Below are 26,725 nucleotides of genomic sequence, written 5' to 3' on the forward strand. Positions count from 1 at the left end.
CATTTAGGCTGCGATTCAGTCCAGCTTTCGGCGACGAATCCGTCCAAGTTTAGGCGACGAGTCGGTGCAGCGTCCAGCGATGGGCCCCGGCCTCACTCGTGGGCCGCGTCCCACTCGTCAGGTTTTCTCACGTTACCGCAGACGTTGCACTCGATGCGGCCCATCGTGTCCATCGCGGTGTCGGTCGACTCGCAGTTTCCACAGAAAAAGCCCCAGCGGTCGAGACGGTCCGGCGTGGCGTACACGACGAAGAACGGCGCCTGTGCGCCGACTTCGGCGTCGGATCGGTCGACGTACACCGTCTCCCCGTCGGGGCTCTGGACGGCATCCAGTTCTGTTGCCATACGTCCACTTCGGGACAGAACGATATAGTCTCGGGGGAACCACGCCGCGGTCGGCGCGGACGGGTCAGGTCCGGAACGACTCGCCGCACCCGCACTCGCTGACGACGTTTGGGTTCTCGACGTGGAAGCCCGCACCCTGGAGGCCGCCCTCGTACTGCAGCGTCGAGCCGCCGACGTAGTTCTGACTTGCCGGATCGACGAACACTCTGAGTCCGTGCTGTTCGACAATCGCATCGTCCGGTTCGGGTTCGTGATCGAACCGCATTCCGTAGGAGAGCCCCGCGCACCCGCCCTGCTGGACGAACAGCCGAAGTCCGGCCTCGTCGGTGTCGAGTCCCTCCGACTCGATGAGCCGGAGCGCCTCCGCTGCAGCCTCCTGTGTGACGGTCACTGTCCCCTCGCCGCCGTCACCGCCGGCGGTTTCTGTGCTCATATGCGAATCAGTAGCAGACGAACGGAGTTAATGGTGACGCTACTCAACTGTCCGGGGAGTAACCGATATCGGTTATATCAGGGCGTCGTCTCGACGACCGGAGATATATCCAACTCCCCGCCGAACTGACCCGTATGTACGACACGATCCTCGCCCCGACAGACGGGAGCGACCAGGCCGACGCCGCGATCGATTATGCCGCCAAACTCGCTGCGGCGCACGATGCGACGTTGCACCTCCTGTACGTCGCCGACACCAACCGCGACAGCGTGACGATGCTGGGTACCGAGGTCGTCGACGCGCTCGAACACGAGGGCGAACGGATCATCGAGAAGGCCGCCGATCGGATCGCCCCGCACGTCGACATCGTCGACGCCGTCGAAACGGGCGATCCCGTCGACACGATCCTCAACTACGCCGACGTGGTGGACGCGGACCTGATCGTGATGGGAACCCAGGGACGCCGCGGCCTCGATCGCTATCTGCTCGGGAGTACCACCGAACGGGTGGTCAGGCTCTCCGATATCCCGGTACTGACGCTTCAGGGGGACGAATCGTAACAGTACTCACTCCTCTGTTCCCGGGAGGAGGGGTTCCGCGGAATCGCCGGTATCGACGGGTCTGACCCCCCGGCCGACCACGACACCGGGAAGGTCGCTCTCGCCGGCCACGAGGACCTCCTCGAACCCCGCAGCACGGAACGCAGCGGTTAGTTTGTCGGCTGTCGTGGTTTCGACGGCCCGTCGCTCCGTCGTAACCGCACGCTCACCGTCCCGACGGTCGGTGACTCGGTAATCGACGACGATGGCCGAGTCTGTCACGTCGACGGCGCGCTCCAAGAGGTATCGGGACCCGCTGTACGTCTCGACCCCAGGTTCAGCGATGGCCGATGGATCGGTCGGGGCCGCGATCACGGCGATACCGCCCGGTCGCAAAACAGTGTACCCGGCCACACAGAGGTCGATCGCCGACGAACGACCGGTCGCGTCCTCGACGGCGCAGACGGCGTCGAAGGTGGATCGAAGGGGTGGCTGCGACGGATCGCCGCGGACGACCGCCTCGCCGCGGGTGGCGGGGAACCGGAGCTGTGCGCCCCGGTCGTCGACACCGATCGCCTCGTATCGTTCGCCGAGTCGCTGCAGGACCGTGCCGACGCCGCACCCGAGTTCGAGGACGCGGTCGACGTCCGCGGGGAAGCGCGAAGTCACGAGGCGGGCGCGCCGCTTCCCCCACTCCTCGGAGCGCGTTCGAGCGTAGATGGGCGCGAGGGTCGTCCGCACCGAGTGAGAGCCGCTCGGATCCGCCAGCACGGCCGCACAGGCGTCCGAAAACGTCGGCGGGCGGCGGTCGTCGGCCATCCCGTGTTACTCGTTGTCCCCGTCGAACCGGGCGCGGACGCTCTCGGCGTGCGCTTCTAGGCCCTCTGCGTCTGCGAGCGTCGTGATCGTCTCCGACAGCGCGTCCAGTCCCTCGCGGTCGAGTCGCTGGACGGTCGTCGATCGGAGGAAGGTGTCGACCGAGAGCCCGCCGTAGCGCTTCGCTCCGCCGGACGTCGGCAGGACGTGATTCGTCCCCGAGGCGTAATCGCCGGCGGCGACCGGCGTGTATGGACCCAAGAAGACGCTGCCGGCGTTCGTGATCCGGTCGAGCAACGCCTCGTCGTCGTCGGCCTGGATCGACAGGTGTTCGGCGGCGTACTCCTCGGCGAACAGGACGGCCTCCGACATCGACCGGGCGTGCAGGACCCCCGAGGCGTCGTTATCGAGCGCCGCCCGGATCACGTCCGCCCGCTCGCGGTCCTCGACCTGCGCCTCGGCGGCGTCGACGACGGCCTCCGCGACGCGTTCGTCGTCGGTCACGGCCACGACCGAGGCGTTGGGGTCGTGTTCGGCCTGTGCGAGCAGGTCGGCCGCGACCAGGTCGGGATCGGCGGTGTCGTCAGCCAAGACCAGCACCTCCGAGGGACCCGCCAGGAAGTCGATATCGACGTCGCCTCGTACCTCGGCCTTCGCGGCGGTGACCCACTTGTTGCCCGGCCCGACGATCTTCCCGACGCTCGTGACGGTCTCGGTGCCGTACGCGAGCGCGCCGATCGCCTGCGCGCCGCCGACGCTGTAGATCCGATCGGCGCCGGCGACGTGGGCGGCCGCGAGCGTGACCGGATTGATCTCCTCGGCCGGCGGCGTCGCGAGCGCGACGTGTTCGACGCCCGCGACCGTCGCCGGCAGGACGCCCATCAGTACGCTCGACGGATACGCGGCCGTGCCGCCGGGGGCGTAGACGCCGACCGAGTCCAGCGGGCGGAAGCGACGGCCGAGTTCGCGGCGGCCCGTCTCCCCTGTCGTGTCATCGCCGAACGAGTCCCGCCAGTCGTCGGGGACCTGCCGTTCGTGAAACGCTCGGACGTTCGCCGCGGCGGTCTCGATCGCCTCGCGCACGTCGTCGTCGATCGCCTCGTAGGCGCGTTCCGCGTCGTCGGTCACGTCCAGATTCCCGACCTCGACGTCGTCGAACTTCCGACAGAACTCGCGGACGGCGACGTCGCCCTCCTCGCGGACGCGGCCGACGATCTCTCGCACGTCGCCCCGGACCTCGTCGACCCCCGCGTCCCGGTCGAAAAGGGCAGCGCGCTCGGCGGGCGAGAGTTCCGAGACGGCCCGAACTCCCAGTGTCATACCCATAGGTTCGCCGTCGTCGGGTAAGGACGTTCCGGATCCCTCCGGCTGGGAGTCCCCGGATCAGGCGACCTTCCGCCGCTCGGAGAACGTGATCGTTTGATCGGCGGTCTCGACGGTGGTCTGGATGGTGATCCAGCCGCCCGCGTTCTGGATCGCCAGCCCGTCCGACAGCGACAGTTCGACGCGACGGGTCTCGGTGTGAGACTCGCCGGGTTCCAGCGTGCCGACGTCGGCGCTGCCGCGCCAGACCTCGTCGTCCTCGTTGGTCTCGTTGCCGGCGAACATCCGGGTGTAGACGGTGACGTCCTCGGCAGTCGTGTCCTGCTGGTTCGTCAGCGTCGAGGTGACGTCACGGCAGGTCTGGCCGCACTCCTCGATGTTGTCGATCGTGAACGCGAAGGGTGGCGTCGGCGTCCCCGTCGACGCCGCTGTCGTCGTTGCCCCCTCCGCTCCCCCGTCGTCGCCGCTCGCAGGTGTCTGTGTCGCCGTCGCTGTCGGGAACGGTTCGGTATCGTCGCTATTCCCGCCCGAAAGCAGGTCTCCCCCCACCACAACAGCCCCCGCTCCGAGAGCCACGATCAGAACGACGGCCACGATCAGTTTTGTATTCATAGGTGTCGAATCTCGCTCGGGGGTCGGGGCCTGCGACGGATAAATGGGGTTCGCCGTCAACTGCAATTCGCCCCGTTTTGGCTCATTTTTCGCGGTGCACAGAGAATTCGGGGCGCTTGCATCACAGTGGAGTGGCAGGCGGCCACGCCACGAAGACTGGATCGGCAGCTACGGGTGCGTCCAGTAGGTCACCGATTCCTCGTCGTCGTGGGCGTCCACTCGCGCGAACCCGACCCGCTCGAACTGCACGACGTCGTCGACCTCGGTCGTCCCGAAGTCGGGTTCGGCGACGCCGGTGACGTCGCCGTCCGGCGTTCGCATCCGCACGTCGATGCCGCCCTCCGCGGGCGCCCAGTGGACGACGTCGACGTCGCCGGCGCGGACCACCTCGATGTCGTCGCCAGTCGCGACGAGGGTGTCGCCCTCCCGCCGGACGCAGGCGTAGCCTTTCAGCCAGACGCGCTCGCCCTCGCTCGGCAGGTCCTCCGGTTCGACGAGAACGCCCTCGGCGGCGGGCACGGTCCGGTCGCCGCGCTCCTCGTGGTCGGGGTGCAGCGGCGGGTGACCCGCGTCGGGGCCGCCGTCGACGGCGAACCGCTCGCCGTCGCGGACGAGGAAGTAGCGGTCGGCCTCGTCATCGACGAGGTCGCGGTTCGCGGCGTAGATCGAACTCACGGAGAGGTCGACGTTCGCGGTGGAGGTCCCGAGCGCGGCCAGCGCCTCGACGACGGCCTCGCCACGGATCCCGCGGCGCCGGAGGCTCTTCAACGTCGGCGCGCGCGGGTCGTCCCAGCCGTCGAGTTCTCCCGCGTCGATCTTGGCTTTCAGCGTCGACGTCGAGATCTCCACGTCGTAGGCGTCGACCTGGACGTGGCCCCAGTGGACCACTTCCGGGTAGTCCCACCCGAAGTAGTCGTAGACGAACCGCTGGCGCTTCGCGGAGTCCTGGAGGTCGATCCCGCGGATGATGTGCGTGACACCGGCGAGGTGATCGTCGACGCCAGACTGGAAGTCGAGCATCGGCCAGCAGCGGTACTCGGCAGCCTCCGGGCGCGGGTGCGGCGTGTCGATCATCCGGAAGGCCACCCAGTCGCGGAGGGCAGGGTTCTTATGTTTGATGTCGGTCCGAACTCGGAGGACCATCTCACCGGCCGCATAGTCGCCGTCGACCATCGCCTCGAACTCCTCGCGGGTGGTCTCGGCGTCCTTCCCGCGGTGCGGGCACGGTTCGGCATCGTTTTTCAGCGCCGAGAACTCCTCGCCGGAACACGAACACGTGTACGCGCCGCCGGCGTCGATCAGCTCGCGCGCGTGGTCGTAGTACGTCTCCAGCCGATCGGAGGCGATGATGACGTCGTCCGGTTCGAAGCCGAGGTAGTCGATGTCCTCGAGGATGGCGTCGTAGGCGTCGAGGTCCGGCCGCTTCGTCTCGGGGTCGGTGTCGTCGAACCGGACGATGAAGGAGCCGTCGTACCGCTCTTTGTACCGACCGATCACCGCGGGCATCCGGGCGTGGCCGATGTGCCAAGGGCCGTTCGGGTTCGGGGCAGCGCGCATCCGCACCTCGTCGTAGTCGTCGACGTTCGGGAGGTCCGGCAGGTCGTGTTCCTCACCCTCGTCTTCGGCTTCGATTTCTTCGAGTTCCTCGGGTGCCAGCTCGGCCAGTCGCTCGCGTTTCTCGGCCGTCGAGAGGTCGTTGACGCGGGCGACGACGCCACCGACGACGCCGGGGATCTCGTCCCCGTGTGGGCGGAAATCGGGATTCTCGCCCATCAGCGGCCCCATAATCGCGCCGACGTCGGCGTCGCTCTCGTATTTCACCGCGTTCAAAAGCGCGTGCTTTTCGGCCTCGCGTTCGATTCGTTCGCGTAGATCGTCGTCCATTATGCGTCGGTGGGTACTCCGCAGTAAAAAAGGGGCGCGAATTCGGGGTTGTGGATGCTTTCGTCCACGGCGACTGTGCTCCGACCGTCTGCTCCCGTCCGACAGTATATCCGTCCGGCGCTCGTTCGTCGACCGATGACGTTCGATCCGGACCGCGTGACCACCATCACGTTCGACTCCTACAGCACCCTCGTCGACGTCGACGCCGCCGAATCGGCGCTCGAAGCCCGCGTTGAGGACCCCGAACCAGTCTCGAAACTCTGGCGCGCGCGGTCGCTCGAGTACACGTTCGTCGCGAACCACATCGACGCCTACCAGCCCTTCTACGAGATGAACCGCGACGCCCTGCAGTACGCCCTCGACGCCCACGGGGTCGATATCTCCCGGGCGGAGCGCGACGAGATCCTCGCCGTCTACCACGAACTCGACGTGTTCGACGACGTCCGTCAGGGTATCGACCGGCTGCGCGCCGGCGGGTACGACTGCTACGTCGTCTCGAACGGCAACCCCGAGATGCTCGCGTCGATGGTCGAACACGCCGGGATCGAGGGCCTGATCGAGGACACGATCAGCGCCGACGAGGTGGAGACGTTCAAACCAGCCCCCGAAATCTACCGCCACGCCGCCGCGCGAACCGGCACGCCGATCGACGAGATCGCCCACGTGAGTGCCGGCTGGTTCGACGTTCAGGGGGCGAAACACGCCGGAATGTGGGGCATCCGCGTCGATCGGAAGGGGACGCCCTGGGAGCCGTTCGACGGGGAACCCGATCTGACGATCGACTCGTTTCACGACCTCTGCGAGGCGCTCGGAGTCTGATACCGAGTACGCTCACTTTTCTCGCCGAGCGCCATCCCCGTTGACGGCTTTCGGCGGGCAGCGACGAGCGTACTCAGTATGACTGGCTGCGCGGATTCGGAGGATCGGTGCGGTGCTGCCAGATCGCGAGAGACTCGGAGAACGATCCGCAGATCCCCGTTGTCGTGGATCGAATCGTTCGGCCCAGCGGACGGAGCCACATAGGTAGCGGTGTCCTCCCTCCTCATCGAGGCTATCCGTCGCGGGTCGAACTGTAGTACGCGCCGTTGCGATCTCTTCGACAAGCATCGGATCGATGGTCCGTCCAGCTCCTCGATTGTGTCGATGTCGGTGGTTCTCACGACCTCGCCAGCGGCTTTGATCTCGATGAACGGCTCCGGACTCCCAGGTGAGTCACGCTTCGATGTCGGGTCGGTTGCCACTCCAAGAGATGGTAACGCGCTGCTCGCGGTCTCGAAGCTCTGCAATCAACCATCCGGCATCACTACGACTCTGGACGCTGCTCCGCCTCGATACTCCGGCGAATGATATCCACAACCTGCGGGTGTAGCGGTGCAAGCTGGACGGATTCGCTTTGCGGATTGTAGTCGATCAGTCCCGCCTCGTCGAGTCCAGGCAAGTGATTGTGGACCAGGGTGAGACGAATTTCCGACCGGTCCGCTGACGTATCTGTCGTGCCAGTGGTCGTCGGTTGCCACTCGCTAAGGACAGTAGCGAGTTCGTCGAGGCTACTATCTTCCTCCACAACCAAATGATGGAGGAGACGTCGACGGTGGGCTGCCGCCAGCGCCCGATAGAACTGGTCCTCAGCCAACCGTGGCGGAGGACGTTCTTCCCCCTCTCTCTCGTCTTGTTGGCTGTTTTCCTGTGAGTCCCCCATAATGGACAAAATAATAACATAATATAAAAACCTACTCGTGTGATAGTCACTATCGAGGTAAGCGTCAAAGGCCATAGCTCGAGAAACGGGGGAATCCCAGGTAGCGGGGGACCGGGGGCCTGTCGGAGCGCCGGCGGTCAGTACCCGCGAGTGATGAGATACTCGGCGAGGTCCGAAAGCAGCGTCCGCGCCTCGTTGTCAGGGAGGACCGCGAGATGGTCCTTCGCGTTCTCTGTGAGTTCGCGAGCCTTCGCCTCCGCGTAGTCGATCGATCCGGCGGCGTCGAGTTCCGAGACGGCCGCTTCGATCTCCGGTTCCGACACCGACTCGACGTCGTCGGCGTCGACGAGTCCGTCGACGTCGACACCCTGCTGGCGCGCGTGGAGCGTGATGAGCGTCTCCTTGTTCTCGACGAGGTCCGAACCGCGCTGTTTGCCCAGCTTTTCGGACGGCACGGTCAGATCGAGGACGTCGTCTTGGATCTGGAACGCACGCCCGGAATCGATCCCGTAGCGGTAGAGCGCCTCGACGGTTTCGTCGTCGGCGCCCATCAGGACCGCCGCGGTGGCGGTTGCGGCCCCGTACAGTACTGCGGTTTTCAGTTCGATCATCTCCAGATACTCGTCGGGAATCACCCCGGTTCGGTGCTCGAACTCGACGTCCAGAGCCTGGCCCTCGCAGATCTGGGTGCAGGTGGTCGCGAGCCGTCGGACGGCGTCGATCCCGTTTGCGGGGTCGGCGCCGGTCTCCGAGAGCAACTCGAAGGCCTTCGCGTAGAGCGTATCGCCCGCGAGAATCGCCATCTCCGTGTCGTAGGCCTTGTGCACCGCCGGGACGCCGCGACGGAGGTCGTCGTCGTCCATGATGTCGTCGTGGATCAGCGTGAACGACTGGATGACCTCGATGCTCGTGGCCGCCGCGAGCATATCGATCTCCGTGCCGTCGAGCGCGGGAAACGAGCGGTAATCGACCGACAGCGGCTCGACGTCGGCCAGCGCCTCCGCGGTCAGAAGCGAGACGGTCGGCCGGAGGCGTTTGCCGCCGGCCAAAAGCAGGTGACGCGTCGCCTCGTAGAGCCGCTCGGGCGACTGCATCGGGATCTCCTCGTCGAGGGCGCCGTTGACGAGTTCGCGTCGCTCGGCGACCGCCTCGAGTACCCGCTCCTCCGTCGCTTCCGAACTCATCTCACTCCACCAGCTGGATCAGATTCCCGTTCCGCGTGACGTGCAGGTCGCGACCGAGCGCGTAGCCCTGCGACTCCGCAAGGTCGACGTACGGCGCGAAGCCCTGCAGGTCCTGGTGGGCGGGGATGACGTGTTGGGGCTGCAGCGCATCGAGCATCTGGTAGTGCCCCTCCTCGCGCAGGTGGCCGGAGACGTGGACCTCGTCGTAGATCCGGGCGCCCTGCATCTTCAGGAGGCGCTCGGACTGGTAGCGCTGGCCCTCGTTCGTCGGTTCGGGGATGACCCGCGCCGAGAAGATGACCTTGTCGCCGTCCTCGATCTCGTAGGGGGTCTCGCCGCGGCCCATCCGCGTGAGCATCGCGCGCGGCTCGCCCTGATGACCCGTGACGACGGGGAGGAACTTCTCCTTGCCCTCCTTCATAATCCGCTTGAACGTCCGGTCGACGGACTTGCGGTGGCCGTACATCCCCACGTCGTCGGGGAAGTCGACGAAGCCGAGTCGCTCCGCGGTACCGGAGTATTTCTCCATCGAGCGACCGAGCAGCACCGGCTGACGGCCGATGTCCTTCGCGAACTCCACGAGCGAGGAGACCCGAGAGACGTGCGACGAGAACGTCGTCGCGACGATCCCGCCGTCGTAGTCTTCCATCGACCGGATCGTGTCCTTGAGGTGGTGCCGGGCGTGGGACTCGGAGGGCGTCCGCCCCTTCCGGCCTGCGTTCGTACAGTCCTCGATGTAACAGAGGACGCCGTTGCCCTCGCGGCCGATCTCGCGGAAGCGCTCCATATCGATCGGGTCTTCCAGTACGGGATCGTGGTCGATCCGCTTGTCGAGACCGTAGACGATCGAGCCCTCGGGCGTGTGGATCACGGGGTTGATCGCGTCGATGATCGAGTGGGTGACGTGGACGAACTCGAGTTCGACGTTGCCGGAGTCGCCGATCGACATCGTCTCGCCGCCCTCCATCTTCACGAAGTCGTTGTCGAAGCTCCCGCTGAACTTCGTCTCGTCTTCGACCTGCTGTTTCGCCAACTCGATCGTGAAGGGCGCCGCCACGACGGGGGCGTCGTACCGGTGGGCGAGTTTCGGGATCGCGCCGATGTGGTCGAGGTGGCCGTGCGTCGGCACGATGGCCTGTACGTCGCCCTCGATGTCGGACATCACCCGGTCGTCCGGGATGGCGCCCATATCGATCAGATCGAGGCTGTGCATCTTTTCGGTCTCCACGTTGTCGTGGATCAGGACCTGACTGAGGTTCAGGCCCATGTCGAAGATGACGACGTCGTCGCCCGCGCGAACGGCCGTCATCTGTCGACCGACTTCTTCGTATCCGCCGATTGTTGCGATTTCGATTTCCATAGTCGTATCCGAGCATCGAAAGCCACTGACGTGGCGAGGGTGCTCACTGAAACGTCCCACGTGGTTCGACGGCCGTCAGTCGTCGCGGACGGACCGTCTCGGGACCGATCGGCCCCGGCGTCTTACAGCGCGTCGGCGTCGGCCCCGCGTGCTCCGGACGCTCCGGAGCACTTGCCCGCGGGAAGTCTGATACTGATCGATTCACGGCCCGGTACTAAAAACTAACCGGGTCGGAGCCAGCGCGTGTGCTCGCGTGTCACGCAAGGCTGGTTCGGGGCGCAGGGCACGGATTCGGCCGGAGGCGAACGATCGGACGAGAGGAAGGGACGGGGAGACTCGTCGCTACGGCAACAGATCGTCTCCGGACTCGCCTACGACAGCAGTTCCTTGAGGGCCTTGCCGTACGCGCCCGGAAGATTCCGCCTCGCCCCGTCGAGTGCGTCCCGGAGCGCCGCCGCCGCGTCAGTCGTCACCCCCGCGCCGTGGCCGACGAGGATCCGGTCGGGTGCGAACCCACTCAGCGCGTCCCGCGGCGGAACCGGACGCAGCATCGGGTGAACACCCAGTCGCTCGCCCGGCGCACAGAAGAAGGAGACCGTTCCGACAGCCTCCGGAACCACGAGCGTCCCGTCCTCGCGGTGATAGAGTCCGACCTCCTGCCACGGCGGGAACGAGGCGTCGCGGATGGTGAACGCCTCGTAGCCCGATTCGCCGAGCGTGCCCCCGAACCGCTCGACCGGCGCGTCGAGTTCGGTAGCAACGCCCGACATCCACTCAGGGATGTAGACGGGGACGTCGTGGCGAGTCGCGACCCGCGCGGCGTCCCGTTTGTGTCTGTCGAGTCCGAGGACGACGCCGACGACGTCGCCGAGTTCGGCCAGCAGGTCGTCGAGGCCCCGCGCGTCGACGGGGTCGATCACCCAGACACCGCCCTCGTCGCCGACGAGCGCGTGGCTCGCGCGCTGCATCTTCTCGTCGGGGCGGCCGATCCAGCCGACGCCGCGGTCCCAGCGGTCGATCTCGCGGTACGCCTGTCCGGTGTCCACCTGATTCGTCATACTCGATCCAGGGGCGCGAGCACGATAAAGTTCCTCGCCGCCGCCGCCAAAATCGGAGGTCACCGCGTCGCCAAAATCGGAGGTCACCGCGTCGCCAAAATCGGAGGCCACCGCGTCGCCAAAATCGGAGGCCACCGCGTCGCCGACCGGAAGACACTCCCGGGCGGCGCGTCCTCGGGGACGTATGAGCTTCGAACTCCGCGATCACACCGCCGACGTCGCGGTCGAAGCGACGGCTCCCGATCTTTCGACGCTTTTCGGATCGGTCGCCGACGGGCTTGCGGCGGCGTCCTGTGAGGAGATTCCCGACAACGGAGGGTCGGAGTTCGAGGTCACCGTCGCGGCCGAAAACCGGGAGGCGCTGCTTTTCGACTACCTCGATCAACTCATCTACGAGCGCGACGTCCGCGGTGTCCTTCCCGTCGACAATCAGGTGGAGGTCGACCCGCCGGAGGCGGAAAACGACGACGCGACCGAGGAGACGGAATCCCAGTGGAAACTGGCCGGCACCGCACGCGGGATTCCGCTCTCGGCGGTCGACGCCAGAGAGGTAAAAGCGGTCACCTACTCGGAGATGCGGATCCAGGAGACCGATTCCGGGTGGGAAGCGTACGTCGTGTTCGACGTCTAACGGTGTAACCCCTCCGACACCACGGCGGTTTGTCGGATACGGGCCTTTCCTTCTCGGAAGTTGTTTGTGCCCCCCGCTTCGAGTAGGGTGTAAGATGCCCGACCGCGCAGCGCGCCTCGCCTGTCTCGGCCTCGTGGTCGTCGCGCTCCTCGGTGCAGCAGCACCGGGGGCGACGGCGCAGCCGACGGGGACGATCGCCGATACGCAGATCGATCCGGACGACGTCTCGCTGCAGATCGATCTTCGCTCGGATGGCTCCGCCGCGTGGACCGTCGAGTATCGGGTCCGCCTTGACGACGACAACGCGACGGAGGCGTTTCTCTCGCTCCGTGACGACATCGAGGCTAACGAATCGCAGTACTCCGGGCAGTTCCGCGACCGGATGACGGCGACGGCGCAGACCGCCGAGAACGCGACCGGCCGGGAGATGGCGATCGAGAACGTCTCGGTGGCGGCGACGCGACAGCAACTCCCGCAGGACTACGGCGTCGTCACGTACACGTTCGTCTGGACGAACTTCGCCGCCGTCGAGGACGGGGAGATCCGGGCGGGTGACGCCCTCGCGGGACTCTTCCTCGACAGCGAGACGTCGCTGCAGTTCTCCTGGCCGGCGGGCTACGGGATCGAGACGGTTCAGCCGGAACCGACGGACAGACGCGAGGACTCGCAGGTGGTCGTCTGGTCCGGCCCACTTGATTTCGGCCCCGAAGAGCCCACGCTCGTCGTCACAGAGGCGGCGGCCGGCGGTGACACCACCACCGCCGCTGTCGACGGAAGCGGCGACGACGACGGGGGAACCGACAGCGGACTCGGCAGCCTGCCGCTCGTCGCCGCGCTCGTGGTGCTCGCGCTCGTGGTCGTCGTCGGTGGCTGGTACGTCTTGCGGCAGGGCGAGGACGACGGCGGAAGCCCAGTCGCGGCCGCGGGTGGCGGTCGGGACGGTGGCTCCTCGGGCGCCGCAGCAACTCCCGAAGCCTCGCAATCGGACGATGTGAGTGCCGGGGCCGGAAACGGAACGATCGGAGCAGACGAAGCAGCGGCCGCTGAGCCGGACGCTGGCGCGGTGGCGGGGGCCACAGCCGGCGCCGCGGCAGGTACCGCCGCCGACAGCGACGACGAGAGCGGAAGCGAAGCGGCCGAATCGGCCGCCGCGAGCGGCGAGGAAGACACTGGCGACGTGGATCCCTGGGAGGACGAACTGCTGAGCAACCAGGAGCGCGTGCTCGCGCTCGTCGAACACAAGGGCGGACGGATGAAACAGCAGGAGGTCGCAGGGACGCTCGATTGGACCGACGCGAAGACGAGCCAGGTGGTCAGGAAGATGCGCGACGAGGGCGACCTCGACGCGTTCCGGCTGGGACGGGAAAACGTCCTCGTCCTCCCAGACGAGGAGTTCGGTCCCAGCGGTCCTGACGAAGAGTGAGGCGCGGCTGCTCAATGAGCGACACAATACGCCGACTGCGACGGGATCTAACCCGACTTAATCCGGGCTAAATGGGCGTAAGGATGTCGATACTATATGGGTCCAGGTGAGTAACAGACAGATGATGAAAACCGTATCTGCGCTCGTCGTCGCGCTCGTCGTCGTGATCGGGATGGCCCCGGTCGGCGTCGCCGCCGCGTCGTCGGGGGACGCGTCGTCGTCGGGTGCGCTCTCGGCGGGAGTCGCACAGATCAACGAGACTGCGACCGCCACGCCCGCGAACGGATCGACGGAAACTGCGACGCCGACAGCAAACGAGACGGCCGAAGAGAACACGTCGGACACGAACGGCTCGACGAGCGATATCGAGCCCGGTGCACAGCTTGCGGGGGTCGTCTCCGTCCAGGGGACCGAAGTCAGCGAGGAAGTCGGGTCCCGCGCGTTCGGACTGCGTGTAGCCGCCGCAGCGTCGAATGAGTCCAAGGCGACCGTCGTCGCCAACGAACTGAACGCCACCCAGGAACGGCTCGAAACCCTCCGTGATCGCCGTGCGGAACTGGAGCAGGCCTACGAGGCCGGTGAACTCTCAGAGGGTCAGTACCGTGCTCGGGTCGCCGGGCTGAGTGCCAAGATCAACGCGATCGACCGCCGGCTGAACCAGACGAACGAGTCGGCCTCGTCGCTGCCGGCGGAGGTTCGAGAACGGAAGGGAATCAACACCTCGAACATCGAACGACTCAGAACCGAGGCGAGCAATCTCTCCGGCCCGGAGACGGCCGCGATCGCCCGTGGGATTGCAGGCAGAAACGCCGGACGGGGACTCGGCACAGCCGGTGGAGGCCCTGGACAAGCCGGTAACGCACCCGAACGGAACGGGAGTCCGGGAAACGGGACTGACGGCGTCACTGGTGCCGGCGCGAACGTTTCTACCGGGAATAGCGCCGGAGGTCCCGGAAACGCCTCGAACGGGGAGGCCGCCGGCGGACCCACGAACGCGTCAGACGCCGGCGCAGCCGGAGCCAGCGGCGGTGAGGCCCCCGGCGGTAACGGGAGCGAGGATCGGAACACGTCCCGTGAGGGCGGTGGGAGCGGTTCCGGCCCGACCGATGGTGGTTCGGGAAATGGTAACGGCGGCGATGGGGGACCGCCGGACAATCCCGGCAACTCCGATAACGGCGAAGCGGGCGAAAATGCGGCTGTAAACGACTGATACGGCGATCGACATTCCGCCACGGCAGATATTCCGGCGCTTCTTGAACTCCCAGATTCAATTTTGATAGCGGAGGAGCAGGATTATTATCGTTCCACGATTACCGCCGACACGATGGAGTATGCGTACCCGGTCGTCGGGTTTCTCGCAGGAATGGCGCTGGTAGCCACCAGTGTCTTTACGGCGTTTCTGTACACACCGACGACGTCGTCGACGGTCGATACGGCCATCACGGCGTTCACCGGCGCGACCCTGCAGATCGGGGACTTTCTGTCCGTGTCGTCGGTCACGGCCATCGTGTTCGATCTGCTCGCGGCGCAGTTCGGGATGCAGTACCCGATGCTCGTTCCCTTCACGATCGCGTATCTCGCCACGCATCTGATCGTCTACTACTCGTCGCTCCGGATCACCGACGTCCAGGGGGAACCACTCGACCCCGACTTCGATATCCGGGAGAATCCGCTTCGACTCGCGACGCTTTCGATTCCGGGCGCGCTGATTCTGCTGCCGTCCGGCCGACGATGAACGTCCGATAAGTAAAACGGTTCTTTGAGACAAGATCGGTTTTAGGTACATACCCGTCGTAGTCGGAAGTGCCCCGGTTGGGCCGTCCACGAGTCGGTCCCCACCGACGCGACGCAGTTCGATCCGACCCGGTTCGCCCCCCCTCTCCCCCTCCCCCACCCTTCCTGGTCGGTGGCCCTCCTACGGGGCAACCCCGCTGACGCATTCCCCCACCCGTTGCGATCGAAGTACTTGACAAGCGAGTGGTCGCACCGTAGACGATTCCGTACCAGAGGCGATCGGATCTCGCACTGAAGCCGAGAGAAATACGTGTTCTCGGGGAGTTCGGGTGACCCATCCCGTGAATCAGCGTCGAGTCCACGATGGGGATGGACAGCTAATCCTTCAAATCGTCACCAGGCCGCAGCAAAGCGGGCTACCTGACTCCGAAGGTGCCCCGTGGGACCGAAAACGACGGTGGGACTGGGATTTGAACCGAGCCGAGGCGGTCGCGCTCACTTCGTTCGGTCGCTGCGACTCGTCGGGTTCAAATTCCCTCGTATCCGCAACAGTGCTCACTTCGTTCGCACAGAGTACCGGTGGGACTGGGATTTGAACCACGGTCTCGGATCGGAGATCCGCTCTCTGATTCAAATCCCAGCAGTCTCCGCGATAGCGCTCGCTGTCGCTCGCGCAAGAGACGGTGGGACTGGGATTTGAACCCAGGAATCCGTGAGGATACCTGCTTTCAAGGCAGGCGCGTTAGGCCACTCCGCCATCCCACCACGGGCAGTCGTTGCCGACGACGCGTCTAAGAGTTGTCGGTCGCCTTCCGGTATCCGGGTCCCGGATAAGTCCTCACTCCCGGACGACAGTGGGGTCGTCTCCGTTGTCGGCGACGAAGAGGTCGTTGTCGACGACGAAGGAAGCGGTGTGTTCGGGGACGACCCGGTCGGCCTGCCACCGCGCGCGGATCGTCGAAACGAGCGTCGCCAGGTCCGCGCTCGTTCGAACCGTCGGTTGCATCTCCAGGAACCCGACGTCGCGGTCGGCCTCGTTCGCGCAGTCGACGAGCGTCTCCAGTTCGGGGGACGCGTAGGCGTTCTCGAAGTCGACCGGCGCGCGGAAGCCCGCGAAGAAGACGCGGCCGTCCGTCGACGGCCCGAGGACGACCTCGTTCGTCCGGAGTTTCATCGCCCCCGAGTCGACGGTCGAGCGGAGCAGGAACGGGGCGTCGCCGCGGACGACAGCCGCGGATCTGACCCCTTCCTCGCGGAGGAGGTGAGTGACGGTGTTACCCGCGCGCGCCGAGAAGTCCGAGCCGACCTGCACCTCGAAGCGGGCCTCCGATGGGTCCTCCAGGGTCTCGTCCGCGATGGCGCGGAGCGCGTCCTCGGCGGACTCCTCGGAATCGACGTGGGCGTCCGGGAGGCTGTCGTCGGAGCGGTAGTTCACGAGCAGTTCCCCGCCGGAGCGCTCGACAGCCTGCAGCGTGTCACTGAGCAAAGCCTCCGAGAGCGCTGCGGCGTCCGCGTTCGAGAGCGGGCTCGTCTCCGCGAGGCGAGGAAGTGCGAGTCCGGGACGCGGCGGGTCGGCCAGAACGGCGACGACGGTCATACCTTCTCTGGGCGGTCGTCGGTCTTCAACCCGGCGTTTCCGGTGCTACCGACTGCGGCGGCCCTTGGTCTGCCGGTAATCCCGAGTGAAGACGTTCTCCAGGAAGTGATCGACGAACGCCCGGGTCTCCTCGTCCGTCTGCTCGTCGAGGGCGATCATCGGGACGAGTTCGAACCCGCGGCCGCGTATCGTCGTCGCGTGAGCCTCGGCGACGTCGACGTCGCCGGGTCGGTTCATCGTGTAATCGATCGCCAGGGCATCGAGCGTTCGCTGGCCGATCGGCACGATGATCTCGGGGTTGATCATCCGCAACTCCGCGTTGAGATACGGCTCGCAGGTTCGGATCTCCTCGTCGGTCGGCGCGCGCTCCGGATGGCGACACCGCGTGAGATACGTGATAAAGGCGTTCTGGAGGTCGGGTTCCGCAGCGTCGGGCGGCGAGCGCGCAAAGCCGAGCTCGCCGAGGATTCGCTGGAGTCGCTCGCCGGCCGCATCGCCCGTGAACGGAACGCCGGTCCGGTCGGCGCCCGGACTCGGCCGTTCGGCGACGAAGCAGAACTCTCCCCCGACGTCGCCGTAGCCGTGGACGACGTGCTCCCGCGACCCGCAGAGGCCGTCGCAGTTTCGACACGCCTCGTCCATCCCGAAGGGGTTCGCGAGAGAGCCCTGATTGGCGTCCATCCTTACCGCTTGGCGGCCTCCCGCCGCCGGACCACGCCGGCCATATCCGCCACGTTCTCGGTGAGCAGGCGGAACGCGTCGGCCGTCTCGCCCTCCTCTAAGACGATCGGCTTCCCGCCGTCGCCGCCGGTCCGCACCGACGGATCGAGGGGAACCGACCCGAGGAACGGGAGGCTGTTCTCCGCGGCGAACGCCTCGCCGCCGCCCGCGCCGAAGATGTCGTGGCTCGAGCCACAGTCGGGACAGCGGAAGGTGGACATGTTCTCGACGATGCCGAGGACGTTCGTGTCGTGTTTGCCGAACATCTCCAGGCCCTTGCGGGCGTCGTCGACGGCGACGTCCTGCGGCGTCGTGACGATCACGGCACCAGTCAGCGGCAGCGTCTGCAACACCGTCAGCTGTGTATCGCCGGTGCCCGGCGGCAGATCCAGGATCATATAGTCGAGGTCCCCCCACTGGACGTCCTCGACGAGCTGGGTGAGAAGCTGGTGCACCATCGGTCCGCGCCAGATCACCGGGTCGTCCTCGCCGACCAGAAACGCCATCGACATCAGCTTCATCCCGTAGTTCTCGGGGGGGATGATGGTGTCCTTCCCGGTCGCCTGCGGTGCCTCGTCGGCGTCGACCATCCGCGGGACGTTCGGCCCGTAGACGTCAGCGTCGAACAGTCCGACGCGCGCGCCGAGTTCCGCGAGGCCGGCGGCGAGGTTGACCGCGACGGTCGACTTCCCGACACCACCCTTGCCGGAGGCGACGGCGATCACGTTCTCGACGCCGGGGAGGACGTCCTCCTCGGGATCGACCTCCGATGGGACGTTCGCCGTGAGTTCGACGTCGTAGCCGGTGTCGGACAGCGCCTCGCGGACGCCGCTTGCGATCTCCGTCTCGTTCGGCGAGTAGGGCGCGCCGAGCGCAAGCGAAATACGCACGACCGACGCGTCGTCGTCGACGTCGACAGCGTTGATCAGCCCCAACGAGACGATGTCGTCGCCGAGATCCGGGTCGGAGACCGTACTGAGCCGCTCGCGGACGGCTTCCTCGTTCATACGGCCATATGGGTGTGAACCGCCGATAAGCGTTTTGAACGGTTCCGGTGACTCTCCCCCGATCTGACGCCGTGAAGTAACTGAAATTAGTTACCTGTACCCGGAGATTGACGCCGAATTTATCACCATTGGGCCGAACCGTCCGATGATGCTTGAAGACGACTTCGGGCGCGAGGTGTCCGGGGTCCGCGTCTCTCTGACCGACCGATGCAACTTCGATTGCGTCTACTGTCACAACGAGGGGCTCGGCGACACCCGCGGCCCGATGGATCCACAGGACGACGAGATGACAGCCGACGAGGTCGTGCGCTTCCTCGAGGTCGTCTCGGAGTTCGGCGTCCGCAAGGTGAAGTTCACCGGCGGGGAGCCAATGCTCAGAGGGGACCTAGAGGAGATTATCCGGCGCGTCCCCGATTCGATGGAAGTGTCGATGACGACCAACGGGACCTTCCTCCCCGGCCGCGCCGAGGACCTCCGGGAGGCCGGCCTCGAACGAGTCAACGTCTCTCAGGACGCGATCGAACCTGACGCGTTCGCGGAGATCACGAAATCCGGGGCGTACGAGAAGGTGATCGAGGGCGTCGAGGCCGCTCTCGACGCCGGCCTGGATCCGGTGAAGCTGAATATGGTCGTGTTCAAACACACCGCGGGCTACGTCGAGGGGATGGTCGACCACGTCGCGGAGAACTCGGGCCTCCAACTCCAGCTCATCGAGTATATGCCCGAACTGACGGGCCACCCCGAGTGGAGTATCGACATCGACCGCGTCCACGACTGGCTCGAAGACCGGGCCGATCGCGTCGAAACCCGGGAGATGCACAACCGCCGCCGCTACTACGTCGGCGAGGACGACGACCCGAACGGGGAAGGCGGAATGGTCGAGATCGTCGATCCCGTGGAGAACCCGAACTTCTGTGCGAACTGCCACCGCGTCCGCGTCACCCACGAGGGGTATCTGAAGGGCTGTCTGAACCGCAACGACGACCTCCGGTCGATGGGCGATATGAGCCGCGAGGAGATCCGTGAGACGTTCCGCGAGACGGTCGCGAACCGCGTTCCCTACTACGGCGAGTACATGGTTCGCGAGGACGGCGAGTGGGTCGTCAACGACGAGTACATCGACGCACCAGTGACGAACGTCTGACCGTTCAAGCGCGACGCCGCCGACCCAATTGTCTGTCGGATCCGACCTCGAACCGCCGATCGCGTCACAGAGCGACGATTCGCCATACTATCCCGAACTCTGGGAGGTCGCCTCTGCGAGATCCGGTTGTGCACGAGATTGAACAGTCTGAACAATATTAAAGCCACGTGGGGACGTATATTCTGGTATGAGCACATCTCACGTCGCGCTCTTCGACGCGTCGGTGGGCGAGACGCCCGCCGAGCGCAACTTCCGTCGCGAACTCGATGCGACGGTGACGGCGTTCAAGATCAGCGAAAACGAGTTCCCCGAGTGGCCGGGGGCAGACGGGTCGTGGGCGTACGACGGCGTCGTCATCTCCGGGTCACAGACGTCCGTGTACGAACACGAACCGTGGATGGAGACGCTCGCGGAACTGGTCCGGGACCTCCACGAACTCGGCGTGCCGATGTTGGGCGTCTGCTGGGGACACCAGTTCCTCGCACAGGCTCTCGGTGGATGTGTCGCGGATATGGGCGAGTACGAACTCGGCTACCGACGGATCGAGCGATACGACGAGTCGCCGCTGTTCGAGGGGATGCCCGCGGAGTTCGTCGCCTTCGAGACCCACTCCGACGAGGTGCTCAGACTCCCGCCCGGCGGGAGCGAACTCGCCGGCAACGAGCGGTCCTGCCAGGCCTTCGCCGTCGGGATGACCTTCGGGGTACAGTTCCACCCGGAGTACGATCTGGAGACGGCCCGGATGGTCACCGAACGCAAACGCGAGGAGGGCGTTCCCGACGAGCGGATCGACGCCGTCCTGGCCGACGCGACGCCGGACCGCTACGCCGAAGCGGCGGCCGCGACGGACGTGTTCGACAACTTCCTGGCGGTCGTCGAACGGACGCGTGGCCAGGGAATCGCTACGGTCGAGGACTGATATGGACCGCCGTAGCTGTGATTTCTCTATCAGACATTCCCACCGGAAAAGACGTCAAGAATCGTTGAGGAGCTGCCACAGGCTCAACGAGGAGACGCCTGAGCCCCTGTTCTTTCTCAAAGGTGATAATCTATGGAAACTATGAAGTCTCGACTTAGCGCATTAATCTTATGGCCAAATCACAGGACGGTTCGACGGCGGGACGGGATTTATCCCAGCCGATCCGCGGCGGGAAAGATCTCCCGGAGGAGGGGCTCTGGGACGTACTCACGAGCAACCTTCGGCAGGTAATGGAGTCGACCGGGGCTGCGATGCGGATCCTCGACCTCGACTTCAACGTCGTTGTGGAAAACCAGCAGATGAAAGAGATGGGCGGCGTCGAAGCCGAAGGGAGTGAAGCGATCAACTGCTACGATCAGTTCTGCAACCCGGAAGTCTGTGGTACCGAAAACTGCACGCTGAAACAGATCGTCGACGGCGGACAAGACGAGATCCGGGTCGAAGTCGAAAAAGAGAGCTACGACGGACGGGTGATTCCGACTGAACTGGTCGTCAGACCCATTCACGACGATGAAGGGGAGGTCGTCGCCATCAGCGAGACGTTCCGCGATCTCTCCGGCAAGAAGCGCGCGACGGGGAGCATCAAATCCGCAGTCGGCGAGCTGGAAGCGTCCGCGGAAAGCATCGAGCAGAACTCCCGCGAGATCAGCACCCAGGCCGCCGATCAGGTGGAGGCGATCACGGAGGTGGCCGACGAGGTGTCGTCGCTCAGCGCCACGATCGAAGAGATCGCTGCCACCGCTGACGATGTGAAAGCGACAAGCGAACGGGCCCGGGAGCAAGCCGAATCAGGGGGCGAGGAGGCCGAAGAAGTCATCGACATTATGGCCGACCTCGAATCAGCCGCTCAGGGCGTGACCGAGGACGTTCGCGAACTCGACGAGAGTATCCAGCAGATCGACGAACTGGTGGACGTCATTAACGACATCGCCGATCAGACGAATCTGCTCGCGCTGAACGCATCGATCGAGGCCGCGCGTGCGGGGGAGGCTGGTGACGGGTTCGCCGTCGTCGCAGACGAGGTCAAAAACCTCGCCGAGGAGTCACAGCAACGTGCCAGCGAAATCGAAGAGATCGTCGCCGAAATCCGGGAAGATACGACGGAAACGGTCGAGAGCCTCGACGAGACGAACGAGATCCTGGACGTCGGCAGCGAGAAGGTCCGGAGTTCGGGAGAGACCTTCAAGCACATCGCCGACGTGGTCGAGGACGTCTCCACCGGCGTTACGGAGGTCGCCGATGCTACAGACGATCAGGCGGCCAGTACCGAAGAGATCGCCAGTATGGTCGATCAGACTGCCGAGGAGTTCGAACGCGTCGCAGACGAAGCGGAGGCGATCGCCGCCGCGAACGAACAACAGACCGAGCGAGTCGGGGAGATTAGCAGCGAGATCGACGAGATGAACTCCCTCGACATCCAGAGCGATATGTAGATCGCCACCGCGTCTCCATCCCGGTTCTCGCTGTCTGAGGAAGCTGGGGGCTGTCGCCTAGAAGGATACGCCCATATAAGTTAGGCTACGACTGAGCGACGGCAACACCGCCGCTGGACGTTCGGTCTACGATTCGTCGGCCTACGTCGTCGCCCCCGACAGGAACTCGTCGATGGCGTCGCCGCCCTGGAACCCGCTCGCCAACCGGCCGACGACCTCGCCGTTCTCGAAGAGCAAAAGCGTCGGGACGCTTTTGATCTGGAACCGGTCGATCAGCGGCGGGTCGTCGCGGGGGTTGACAGTCGCAACCGTGAGATCCTCGTGAGCGCGCGCGACGTTGCCGATCACGGGTTCGATGCTCGCACACAGCGCGCAGCCGTCGGTGTAGAACTCGACGAGAACGCGGTCGTGCTCGGAAATTAGGGCGTCGAGGTCGGCTTCGCCGTCGAGGGCAATGGGACGGTCGGGTGTCGAAGTCGCGGACGTATTCGTACTCATACTTCTAGTAGGGGGTCCAGAGGTATATACCGTGGGCGTAATGTCCAAGGTTACGCACATCCGCGCAGGCCGCACACCCGGGAAGCAATAGCATTCCACACTCGGGGGGCACGTTCCGCTGATACTGATTACTCTCGTCTCTTCCCGCCGAACGCCGCCAACGGGGGTAGCGCTCGGCGGTAAACAGTGAGAGTAATCAGTATCAGATTGGCGGACGGGGAAGCGGGCGGCCCCCGGCGCAGTCGAACGCGGTGGGCGCGATCGTAACGAGGACGGGACCGGCGTTGACGGCCGGAGAGCGTGTCAGCCCTGCCCATACCGGAGTATGCGGATCGCTCGCACTCCGGTACCCTATCGTGATGTTTAAGTAGCGACCACGGCTTGTTTCGACTGCGATACGCTGTAGGGGGATGGCCCCCGAGTCCGAGAGGGCGACAGTACGAGACCGTGTGTTGCGGTAGCCAAGCCTGGCCCAAGGCGCTGGGTTGCTAACTCAGTGGCGTCAAGCCCCCGGGGTTCGAATCCCCGCCGCAACGCTCACCGGACTTACCAAAACTCCATGAGTGCAGAAGAACCACAGGACGACGCTCCCGAGGAGGAAGAAGACCTCCGATACTTCGTCAGGATCGGGACTACCGATCTGGACGGGACGAAGTCGGTCGAGCGGAGTCTCACCGACATGAAAGGAATCGGCAAGCGCACCGCGCGCATCGTCTCCGACGCCGCCGGCGTGGACCGACACGCGACGTTCGGTCTGCTCGACGACGACGAGATCGACGCAGTCGTCGACGTCGTCGAGAACTTCGACGAGTACGTTCCCGAGTGGATGGCGAACCGCCGCAACGACTTCTTCAGCGGCGAAACCACCCACAAGACCGGGTCCGACCTCGAAGAGAAGCGACGGCACGACATCAACCGGATGAAGATGATCGACTCCTACAAGGGCGTCCGCCACAAGCGCGGACAGAAGGTCCGCGGACAGCGGACGAAGTCCACCGGCCGGACCGAGGGGACGATCGGCGTCAACGTCGAGGCGATCAAAGAGGAGGCGGCCGAGGAGGCCGCCGCCGAAGAAGAGGAGGAAGGAGGCGGCGAACTATAATATGGCGACCGGAAACAACACGAAGCGGTACGAGACCCCGAATCACCCGTTCCAGGGTGAGCGCATCGCCCAGGAGGGCGATATGCTCGGCCGCTACGGACTGAAGAACAAAGAGGAACTGTGGCGCGCCCAGTCGGAACTCCGGAACTACCGACGGGAGGCCCGGCGCCTCATCGGCGAGGCGCAGGGCGACCTGACAGCGGCCGAGGCGGCCGGCGAGGAGTTCCTCGCACGGCTCCGCCGCTACGGGATCCTCGCGACGGAGGACGACATCAGCCGCGTCCTCGAACTGGACGTCACGGACATTCTCGAACGTCGACTGCAGACCGTCGCGTACCGGAAGGGCCTCGCGAGCACGCCCGAGCAGGCGCGACAGTTCATCGTTCACGGCCACGTCACCGTCGACGGCGCACGCGTCACGCGCCCCGCGAAGATGGTGGAGTCGGCCGAGGAAGACAGCCTCGCGTTCGACGAGACGAGTCCGCTCGCGGACGACCTCCACCCCGAACGTGCGGAGGGACAGGAGTAACCCATGAGCGAATCCGAAACAACCAGAGACAAGTGGGGTATCGCCCACGTCCACGCGTCGTTCAACAACACGCTCATCACGGTGACGGACCTGACGGGCGCGGAGACGATTGTGAAGTCGTCGGGCGGCGCCGTGGTGAAGCAGAACCGAGACGAGGCATCGCCGTACGCGGCGATGCAGATGGCCGAATCCGTCGCCGAGGAGATCAAAGCGGCGGGCATCGAGGGCCTGCACGTCCGCGTCCGCGGTCCGGGCGGGAACGGCAACAAGAGCCCCGGCCCCGGCGCGCAGGCGACGATCCGTGCGCTGGCTCGCGCCGGCCTCGAGATCGGCCGCATCGAGGACGTCACGCCGATCCCACACGACGGGACGCGAGCGCCGAAAAACAGCCGACTCTAAGATCAACAGATGACGAACGATTTCGAGGTCGAGTTCATCGAACGCGGCGACCGGACGGCCAGATTCCTGGTCCGTGGCGCCTCGCCGGCCATCGCAAACGGCATCCGCCGGGCGATGATCGCCGACGTGCCCACGTTCAGTATCGACACCGTCCGGTTCGTCGAGAACTCCTCGGTGATGTTCGACGAGATGATCGGGCTGCGACTCGGACTCGTCCCGCTGACGACGCCACTCGACGACTTCGAGGAGGGCGACGTCGTCACGCTCGCGCTCGACGTCGAGGGGCCGGCGACGGCATACTCGGGCGACCTCGAGTCGGCCGACAGCCTCGTTCAGCCGGCCGACGAGAACATCCCCATCATCGAACTCAAGGAGAACCAGCACCTGGAACTGGAGACCGACGCGGTGCTCGACACCGGGAAGGCTCACGCCAAACACCAGGGCGGCGTCTCCGTCGGCTACCGACACCTCCAGCGCGTGGAGGCCGTCGGCGACGCCGGCGAGTTCGACGACGAGGAGCCGAACATCCTCCGTGGAGTCATCGAGGAGGCCGCGGCCGAGCACGCCGCCGACGGGAGCGCCGCCGACGGCGACCTCGTCCCCACGGACGCGTTCGACAACGACCTCACGAACCGGTATCCGGGTAAAGAACTCGAAGTACACGACGTGTCCGAGGCGTTCGTCTTCCACGTGGAGACGGACGGTTCGTTCAGCGTCGAGGAGTTGGTGCTGCGCGCCGCCGAGTCGCTCGGCGACCGCGCGGCCGAACTCGAAACGAAAGTCGCGATCTAACACCACAGCACGATGTCTGTCCCTTCACTCCCCGTCCGACGCTCGCCCGCCGTGCCGCCGGCAGCGCCGACGCCGGCGTTCCCGCCGTCACAGGCGGCGAGCGCCGCGATCGACGCGAGCCGGCGCCGGCACGGTCGGCGCCGCCGGACCGAAAGGAGTTTGAAGGGGCACGCAGTAACTCGGAGTGCGAGCAGGGATAGCCAAGTCTGGCCAACGGCGCAGCGTTCAGGGCGCTGTCCCATAGGGGTCCGCAGGTTCAAATCCTGCTCCCTGCACTCCGTTTTCTTTCAGGAGGTACACAATGAGTAAGACGAATCCGAGACTCAATAGTCTCATCGCCGAGCTGAAGGCGGTCTCCCGCGAATCCGGTGCCACTGTCTGGCAGGACGTCGCGGACCGTCTCGAGAAGCCGCGGCGCACCCACGCGGAGGTCAACCTCGGGCGTATCGAACGATACGCACGCGAGGACGAGACCGTCGTCGTCCCCGGCAAGGTGCTGGGGAGCGGTGTGCTGCAAAAGAACGTCACAGTCGCGGCGGTCGACTTCTCGTCGTCCGCTCGAACCAAGATCGAACAGGTCGGGGAAACGGTCGCGCTCGAACGCGCGATCGAGGAGAACCCCGACGGAAGCAACGTGCGGGTGATCCGATGAGCCTCGCCGAGTTCGATGCAGACGTCGTCATCGACGCACGGAACTGCATCTTCGGTCGCGTCGCCAGTCAGGTCGCAACGCGCGCCCTCGACGGCGAGAAGGTCGCGATCATCAACGCCGAGGACGCAGTCATCACCGGCTCCGAGTCCGATGTGATGAGCACGTACCGCAAGCGCGCGGAACTGGGCTCCGACCGGGGGCCCCACTACCCGAAGCGTCCCGACGGCATCTTCAAGCGCGGCGTGCGCGGGATGCTGCCGTACAAAGAACACCGCGGTCGCGAGGCGCTCTCGAACGTCCGCGTCTACCTCGGCAATCCGTTCGACGAGGACGGCGAGACGCTCGAGGACACCACGCTGGACCGCCTGTCGAACATCAAGTTCCTCTCGCTCGGGGAGGTTTCCGAGAACCTGGGTGCGAAAGTCACATGGTAACGAACACGTCCGGAAAGAAGAAGACGGCCATCGCCCGCGCCACCGTGCGCGAGGGCGAGGGTCGGGTCCGAATCGACTCCCAGCCCGTCGAACTGATCGAACCGGAGATGGCCCGCCTGAAGATGCTGGAACCGTTCCGCATCGCCGGCGAGGACCTCCGTTCGCAGGTCGACATCGACGTCAGCGTCTCCGGCGGCGGCTTCGCCGGCCAGGCTGACGCCACGCGGACGGCCATCGCCCGCGGCCTGGTGCAGCACCTCAACGACGCCGAACTCCGCGACGCGTACATGGAGTTCGACCGCTCGCTGCTCGTCAACGACGTGCGCCAGTCCGAACCCAAAAAGTGGGGCGGCCCCGGCGCACGGGCCCGCTACCAGAAGTCCTACCGCTGAGGTGATC

Annotated in this window: 30 protein-coding genes and 3 tRNA genes; 18 read left to right on the top strand and 15 right to left on the bottom strand. The window is 65.5% G+C overall.

Translation table 11 applies throughout. The features are described from left to right. Nucleotides 1-92 precede the first annotated feature (92 nt). Both RJT48_RS07215 and RJT48_RS07220 read right to left on the bottom strand, forming a co-directional pair. On the bottom strand, nt 93-344 hold the full coding sequence (locus tag RJT48_RS07215; RefSeq protein ID WP_311171594.1) for a DUF5816 domain-containing protein: 252 nt from the start codon (nt 342-344) through the stop codon (nt 93-95). A 64-nt stretch (nt 345-408) separates the two neighbouring features. Next, entirely contained in the window at nt 409-777 is a 369-nt protein-coding gene (locus RJT48_RS07220; protein ID WP_311171595.1) for a HesB/IscA family protein, read from the bottom strand. Between the two features lie 134 nt (nt 778-911). On the opposite strand from RJT48_RS07220, the gene RJT48_RS07225 reads away from it, so the two are divergent. Continuing rightward, nucleotides 912-1,337: a universal stress protein gene (locus RJT48_RS07225; protein WP_311171596.1), complete on the top strand. Its 426-nt coding sequence runs from the start codon at nt 912-914 to the stop codon at nt 1,335-1,337. A gap of 6 nt (nt 1,338-1,343) precedes the next feature. On the opposite strand, the gene RJT48_RS07230 is transcribed toward RJT48_RS07225, so the two are convergent. The 4 genes from RJT48_RS07230 to RJT48_RS07245 form a co-directional block, all read right to left on the bottom strand. Further along, nucleotides 1,344-2,135 (bottom strand): class I SAM-dependent methyltransferase, encoded by a 792-nt coding sequence (locus RJT48_RS07230; protein ID WP_311171597.1) that lies wholly within the window; start codon nt 2,133-2,135, stop codon nt 1,344-1,346. A 6-nt stretch (nt 2,136-2,141) separates the two neighbouring features. After that, the gene (gene hisD / locus RJT48_RS07235) at nt 2,142-3,452 is read right to left on the bottom strand and encodes a histidinol dehydrogenase (protein WP_311171598.1); all 1,311 of its coding nucleotides are present in this window, start codon (nt 3,450-3,452) and stop codon (nt 2,142-2,144) included. A gap of 63 nt (nt 3,453-3,515) precedes the next feature. Continuing rightward, the gene (locus RJT48_RS07240; RefSeq protein ID WP_311171599.1) at nt 3,516-4,067 is read right to left on the bottom strand and encodes a hypothetical protein; all 552 of its coding nucleotides are present in this window, start codon (nt 4,065-4,067) and stop codon (nt 3,516-3,518) included. 168 nt (nt 4,068-4,235) lie between these two features. Next, the gene (locus RJT48_RS07245; RefSeq protein WP_311171600.1) at nt 4,236-5,951 is read right to left on the bottom strand and encodes a glutamate--tRNA ligase; all 1,716 of its coding nucleotides are present in this window, start codon (nt 5,949-5,951) and stop codon (nt 4,236-4,238) included. Nucleotides 5,952-6,086: 135 nt separating this feature from the next. Here RJT48_RS07245 and RJT48_RS07250 point away from each other — a divergent pair, with 135 nt between their 5' ends. Further along, entirely contained in the window at nt 6,087-6,770 is a 684-nt protein-coding gene (locus RJT48_RS07250; protein ID WP_311171601.1) for a haloacid dehalogenase type II, read from the top strand. Between the two features lie 484 nt (nt 6,771-7,254). On the opposite strand, the gene RJT48_RS07255 is transcribed toward RJT48_RS07250, so the two are convergent. From RJT48_RS07255 to RJT48_RS07270, 4 genes are all read right to left on the bottom strand, one after another. Beyond that, nucleotides 7,255-7,650, bottom strand: coding sequence for a DUF7344 domain-containing protein (locus tag RJT48_RS07255; RefSeq protein ID WP_311171602.1), 396 nt, complete (start codon nt 7,648-7,650; stop codon nt 7,255-7,257). A gap of 137 nt (nt 7,651-7,787) precedes the next feature. Then, entirely contained in the window at nt 7,788-8,834 is a 1,047-nt protein-coding gene (idsA3, locus tag RJT48_RS07260; RefSeq protein ID WP_311171603.1) for a geranylfarnesyl diphosphate synthase, read from the bottom strand. A gap of 1 nt (nt 8,835) precedes the next feature. Beyond that, nucleotides 8,836-10,194 carry an RNase J family beta-CASP ribonuclease gene (locus tag RJT48_RS07265; RefSeq protein ID WP_311171604.1) on the bottom strand — a complete coding sequence of 453 codons (1,359 nt, stop codon included), beginning with the start codon at nt 10,192-10,194 and terminating at the stop codon, nt 8,836-8,838. A 371-nt stretch (nt 10,195-10,565) separates the two neighbouring features. After that, nucleotides 10,566-11,252 (bottom strand): hypothetical protein, encoded by a 687-nt coding sequence (locus tag RJT48_RS07270; protein WP_311171605.1) that lies wholly within the window; start codon nt 11,250-11,252, stop codon nt 10,566-10,568. A gap of 184 nt (nt 11,253-11,436) precedes the next feature. Between RJT48_RS07270 and RJT48_RS07275 the strand changes: the two genes are divergently transcribed. The 4 genes from RJT48_RS07275 to RJT48_RS07290 all read left to right on the top strand — a co-directional run bounded on the left by RJT48_RS07275 (nt 11,437) and on the right by RJT48_RS07290 (nt 15,041). Next, nucleotides 11,437-11,883, top strand: coding sequence for an archease (locus tag RJT48_RS07275; RefSeq protein WP_311171606.1), 447 nt, complete (start codon nt 11,437-11,439; stop codon nt 11,881-11,883). A 94-nt stretch (nt 11,884-11,977) separates the two neighbouring features. Then, nucleotides 11,978-13,306, top strand: coding sequence for a helix-turn-helix transcriptional regulator (locus RJT48_RS07280; RefSeq protein ID WP_311171608.1), 1,329 nt, complete (start codon nt 11,978-11,980; stop codon nt 13,304-13,306). 124 nt (nt 13,307-13,430) lie between these two features. Then, nucleotides 13,431-14,516: a DUF7096 domain-containing protein gene (locus RJT48_RS07285; protein WP_311171609.1), complete on the top strand. Its 1,086-nt coding sequence runs from the start codon at nt 13,431-13,433 to the stop codon at nt 14,514-14,516. 114 nt (nt 14,517-14,630) lie between these two features. Next, complete coding sequence (locus RJT48_RS07290) at nt 14,631-15,041, top strand: DUF8133 family membrane protein (protein WP_311171610.1); 411 nt, start codon at nt 14,631-14,633, stop codon at nt 15,039-15,041. Between the two features lie 680 nt (nt 15,042-15,721). Here RJT48_RS07290 and RJT48_RS07295 read toward each other — a convergent pair. From RJT48_RS07295 to RJT48_RS07310, 4 genes are all read right to left on the bottom strand, one after another. Then, a tRNA-Ser gene (locus RJT48_RS07295) sits at nt 15,722-15,805 on the bottom strand. Between the two features lie 73 nt (nt 15,806-15,878). After that, a complete protein-coding gene (locus RJT48_RS07300) occupies nt 15,879-16,637 on the bottom strand; it encodes a TIGR04282 family arsenosugar biosynthesis glycosyltransferase (protein WP_311171611.1) in 759 nt (252 codons plus the stop codon). 45 nt (nt 16,638-16,682) lie between these two features. Further along, nucleotides 16,683-17,318, bottom strand: coding sequence for a uracil-DNA glycosylase (locus RJT48_RS07305; RefSeq protein ID WP_311171612.1), 636 nt, complete (start codon nt 17,316-17,318; stop codon nt 16,683-16,685). A 2-nt stretch (nt 17,319-17,320) separates the two neighbouring features. Then, nucleotides 17,321-18,364, bottom strand: coding sequence for an Mrp/NBP35 family ATP-binding protein (locus RJT48_RS07310; RefSeq protein WP_311171613.1), 1,044 nt, complete (start codon nt 18,362-18,364; stop codon nt 17,321-17,323). Between the two features lie 148 nt (nt 18,365-18,512). Between RJT48_RS07310 and moaA the strand changes: the two genes are divergently transcribed. The 3 genes from moaA to RJT48_RS07325 all read left to right on the top strand — a co-directional run bounded on the left by moaA (nt 18,513) and on the right by RJT48_RS07325 (nt 21,920). Continuing rightward, complete coding sequence (moaA, locus tag RJT48_RS07315; RefSeq protein ID WP_311171614.1) at nt 18,513-19,508, top strand: GTP 3',8-cyclase MoaA; 996 nt, start codon at nt 18,513-18,515, stop codon at nt 19,506-19,508. 187 nt (nt 19,509-19,695) lie between these two features. Beyond that, entirely contained in the window at nt 19,696-20,427 is a 732-nt protein-coding gene (locus tag RJT48_RS07320) for a type 1 glutamine amidotransferase (protein WP_311171615.1), read from the top strand. A gap of 170 nt (nt 20,428-20,597) precedes the next feature. Then, nucleotides 20,598-21,920: a methyl-accepting chemotaxis protein gene (locus tag RJT48_RS07325; protein ID WP_311171616.1), complete on the top strand. Its 1,323-nt coding sequence runs from the start codon at nt 20,598-20,600 to the stop codon at nt 21,918-21,920. A gap of 141 nt (nt 21,921-22,061) precedes the next feature. Here the strand turns inward: RJT48_RS07325 and RJT48_RS07330 are convergent, their stop codons facing one another. Then, a complete protein-coding gene (locus tag RJT48_RS07330; protein ID WP_311171617.1) occupies nt 22,062-22,418 on the bottom strand; it encodes a thioredoxin family protein in 357 nt (118 codons plus the stop codon). 451 nt (nt 22,419-22,869) lie between these two features. Between RJT48_RS07330 and RJT48_RS07335 the strand changes: the two genes are divergently transcribed. From RJT48_RS07335 to RJT48_RS07375, 9 genes are all read left to right on the top strand, one after another. After that, a tRNA-Ser gene (locus RJT48_RS07335) sits at nt 22,870-22,954 on the top strand. A 23-nt stretch (nt 22,955-22,977) separates the two neighbouring features. Beyond that, entirely contained in the window at nt 22,978-23,520 is a 543-nt protein-coding gene (locus RJT48_RS07340) for a 30S ribosomal protein S13 (RefSeq protein ID WP_311171618.1), read from the top strand. A gap of 1 nt (nt 23,521) precedes the next feature. Beyond that, nucleotides 23,522-24,049, top strand: coding sequence for a 30S ribosomal protein S4 (locus tag RJT48_RS07345; RefSeq protein ID WP_311171619.1), 528 nt, complete (start codon nt 23,522-23,524; stop codon nt 24,047-24,049). 3 nt (nt 24,050-24,052) lie between these two features. Next, the gene (locus RJT48_RS07350) at nt 24,053-24,448 is read left to right on the top strand and encodes a 30S ribosomal protein S11 (protein ID WP_121559362.1); all 396 of its coding nucleotides are present in this window, start codon (nt 24,053-24,055) and stop codon (nt 24,446-24,448) included. Nucleotides 24,449-24,457: 9 nt separating this feature from the next. Continuing rightward, complete coding sequence (locus RJT48_RS07355; RefSeq protein WP_311171620.1) at nt 24,458-25,240, top strand: DNA-directed RNA polymerase subunit D; 783 nt, start codon at nt 24,458-24,460, stop codon at nt 25,238-25,240. A 190-nt stretch (nt 25,241-25,430) separates the two neighbouring features. Further along, nucleotides 25,431-25,515, top strand: a tRNA-Leu gene (locus tag RJT48_RS07360). Nucleotides 25,516-25,541: 26 nt separating this feature from the next. Next, nucleotides 25,542-25,892: a 50S ribosomal protein L18e gene (locus tag RJT48_RS07365; RefSeq protein WP_311171622.1), complete on the top strand. Its 351-nt coding sequence runs from the start codon at nt 25,542-25,544 to the stop codon at nt 25,890-25,892. Beyond that, on the top strand, nt 25,889-26,326 hold the full coding sequence (locus tag RJT48_RS07370; protein ID WP_311171624.1) for a 50S ribosomal protein L13: 438 nt from the start codon (nt 25,889-25,891) through the stop codon (nt 26,324-26,326). The genes RJT48_RS07365 and RJT48_RS07370 overlap by 4 nt, the downstream gene beginning before the upstream one ends. Then, nucleotides 26,320-26,718 carry a 30S ribosomal protein S9 gene (locus tag RJT48_RS07375; protein WP_311171625.1) on the top strand — a complete coding sequence of 133 codons (399 nt, stop codon included), beginning with the start codon at nt 26,320-26,322 and terminating at the stop codon, nt 26,716-26,718. The genes RJT48_RS07370 and RJT48_RS07375 overlap by 7 nt, the downstream gene beginning before the upstream one ends. The last annotated feature ends 7 nt before the right edge of the window (nt 26,719-26,725 follow it).

Source organism: Halobellus ordinarius, assembly GCF_031823395.1.
GTDB lineage: Archaea > Halobacteriota > Halobacteria > Halobacteriales > Haloferacaceae > Haloquadratum > Haloquadratum ordinarius.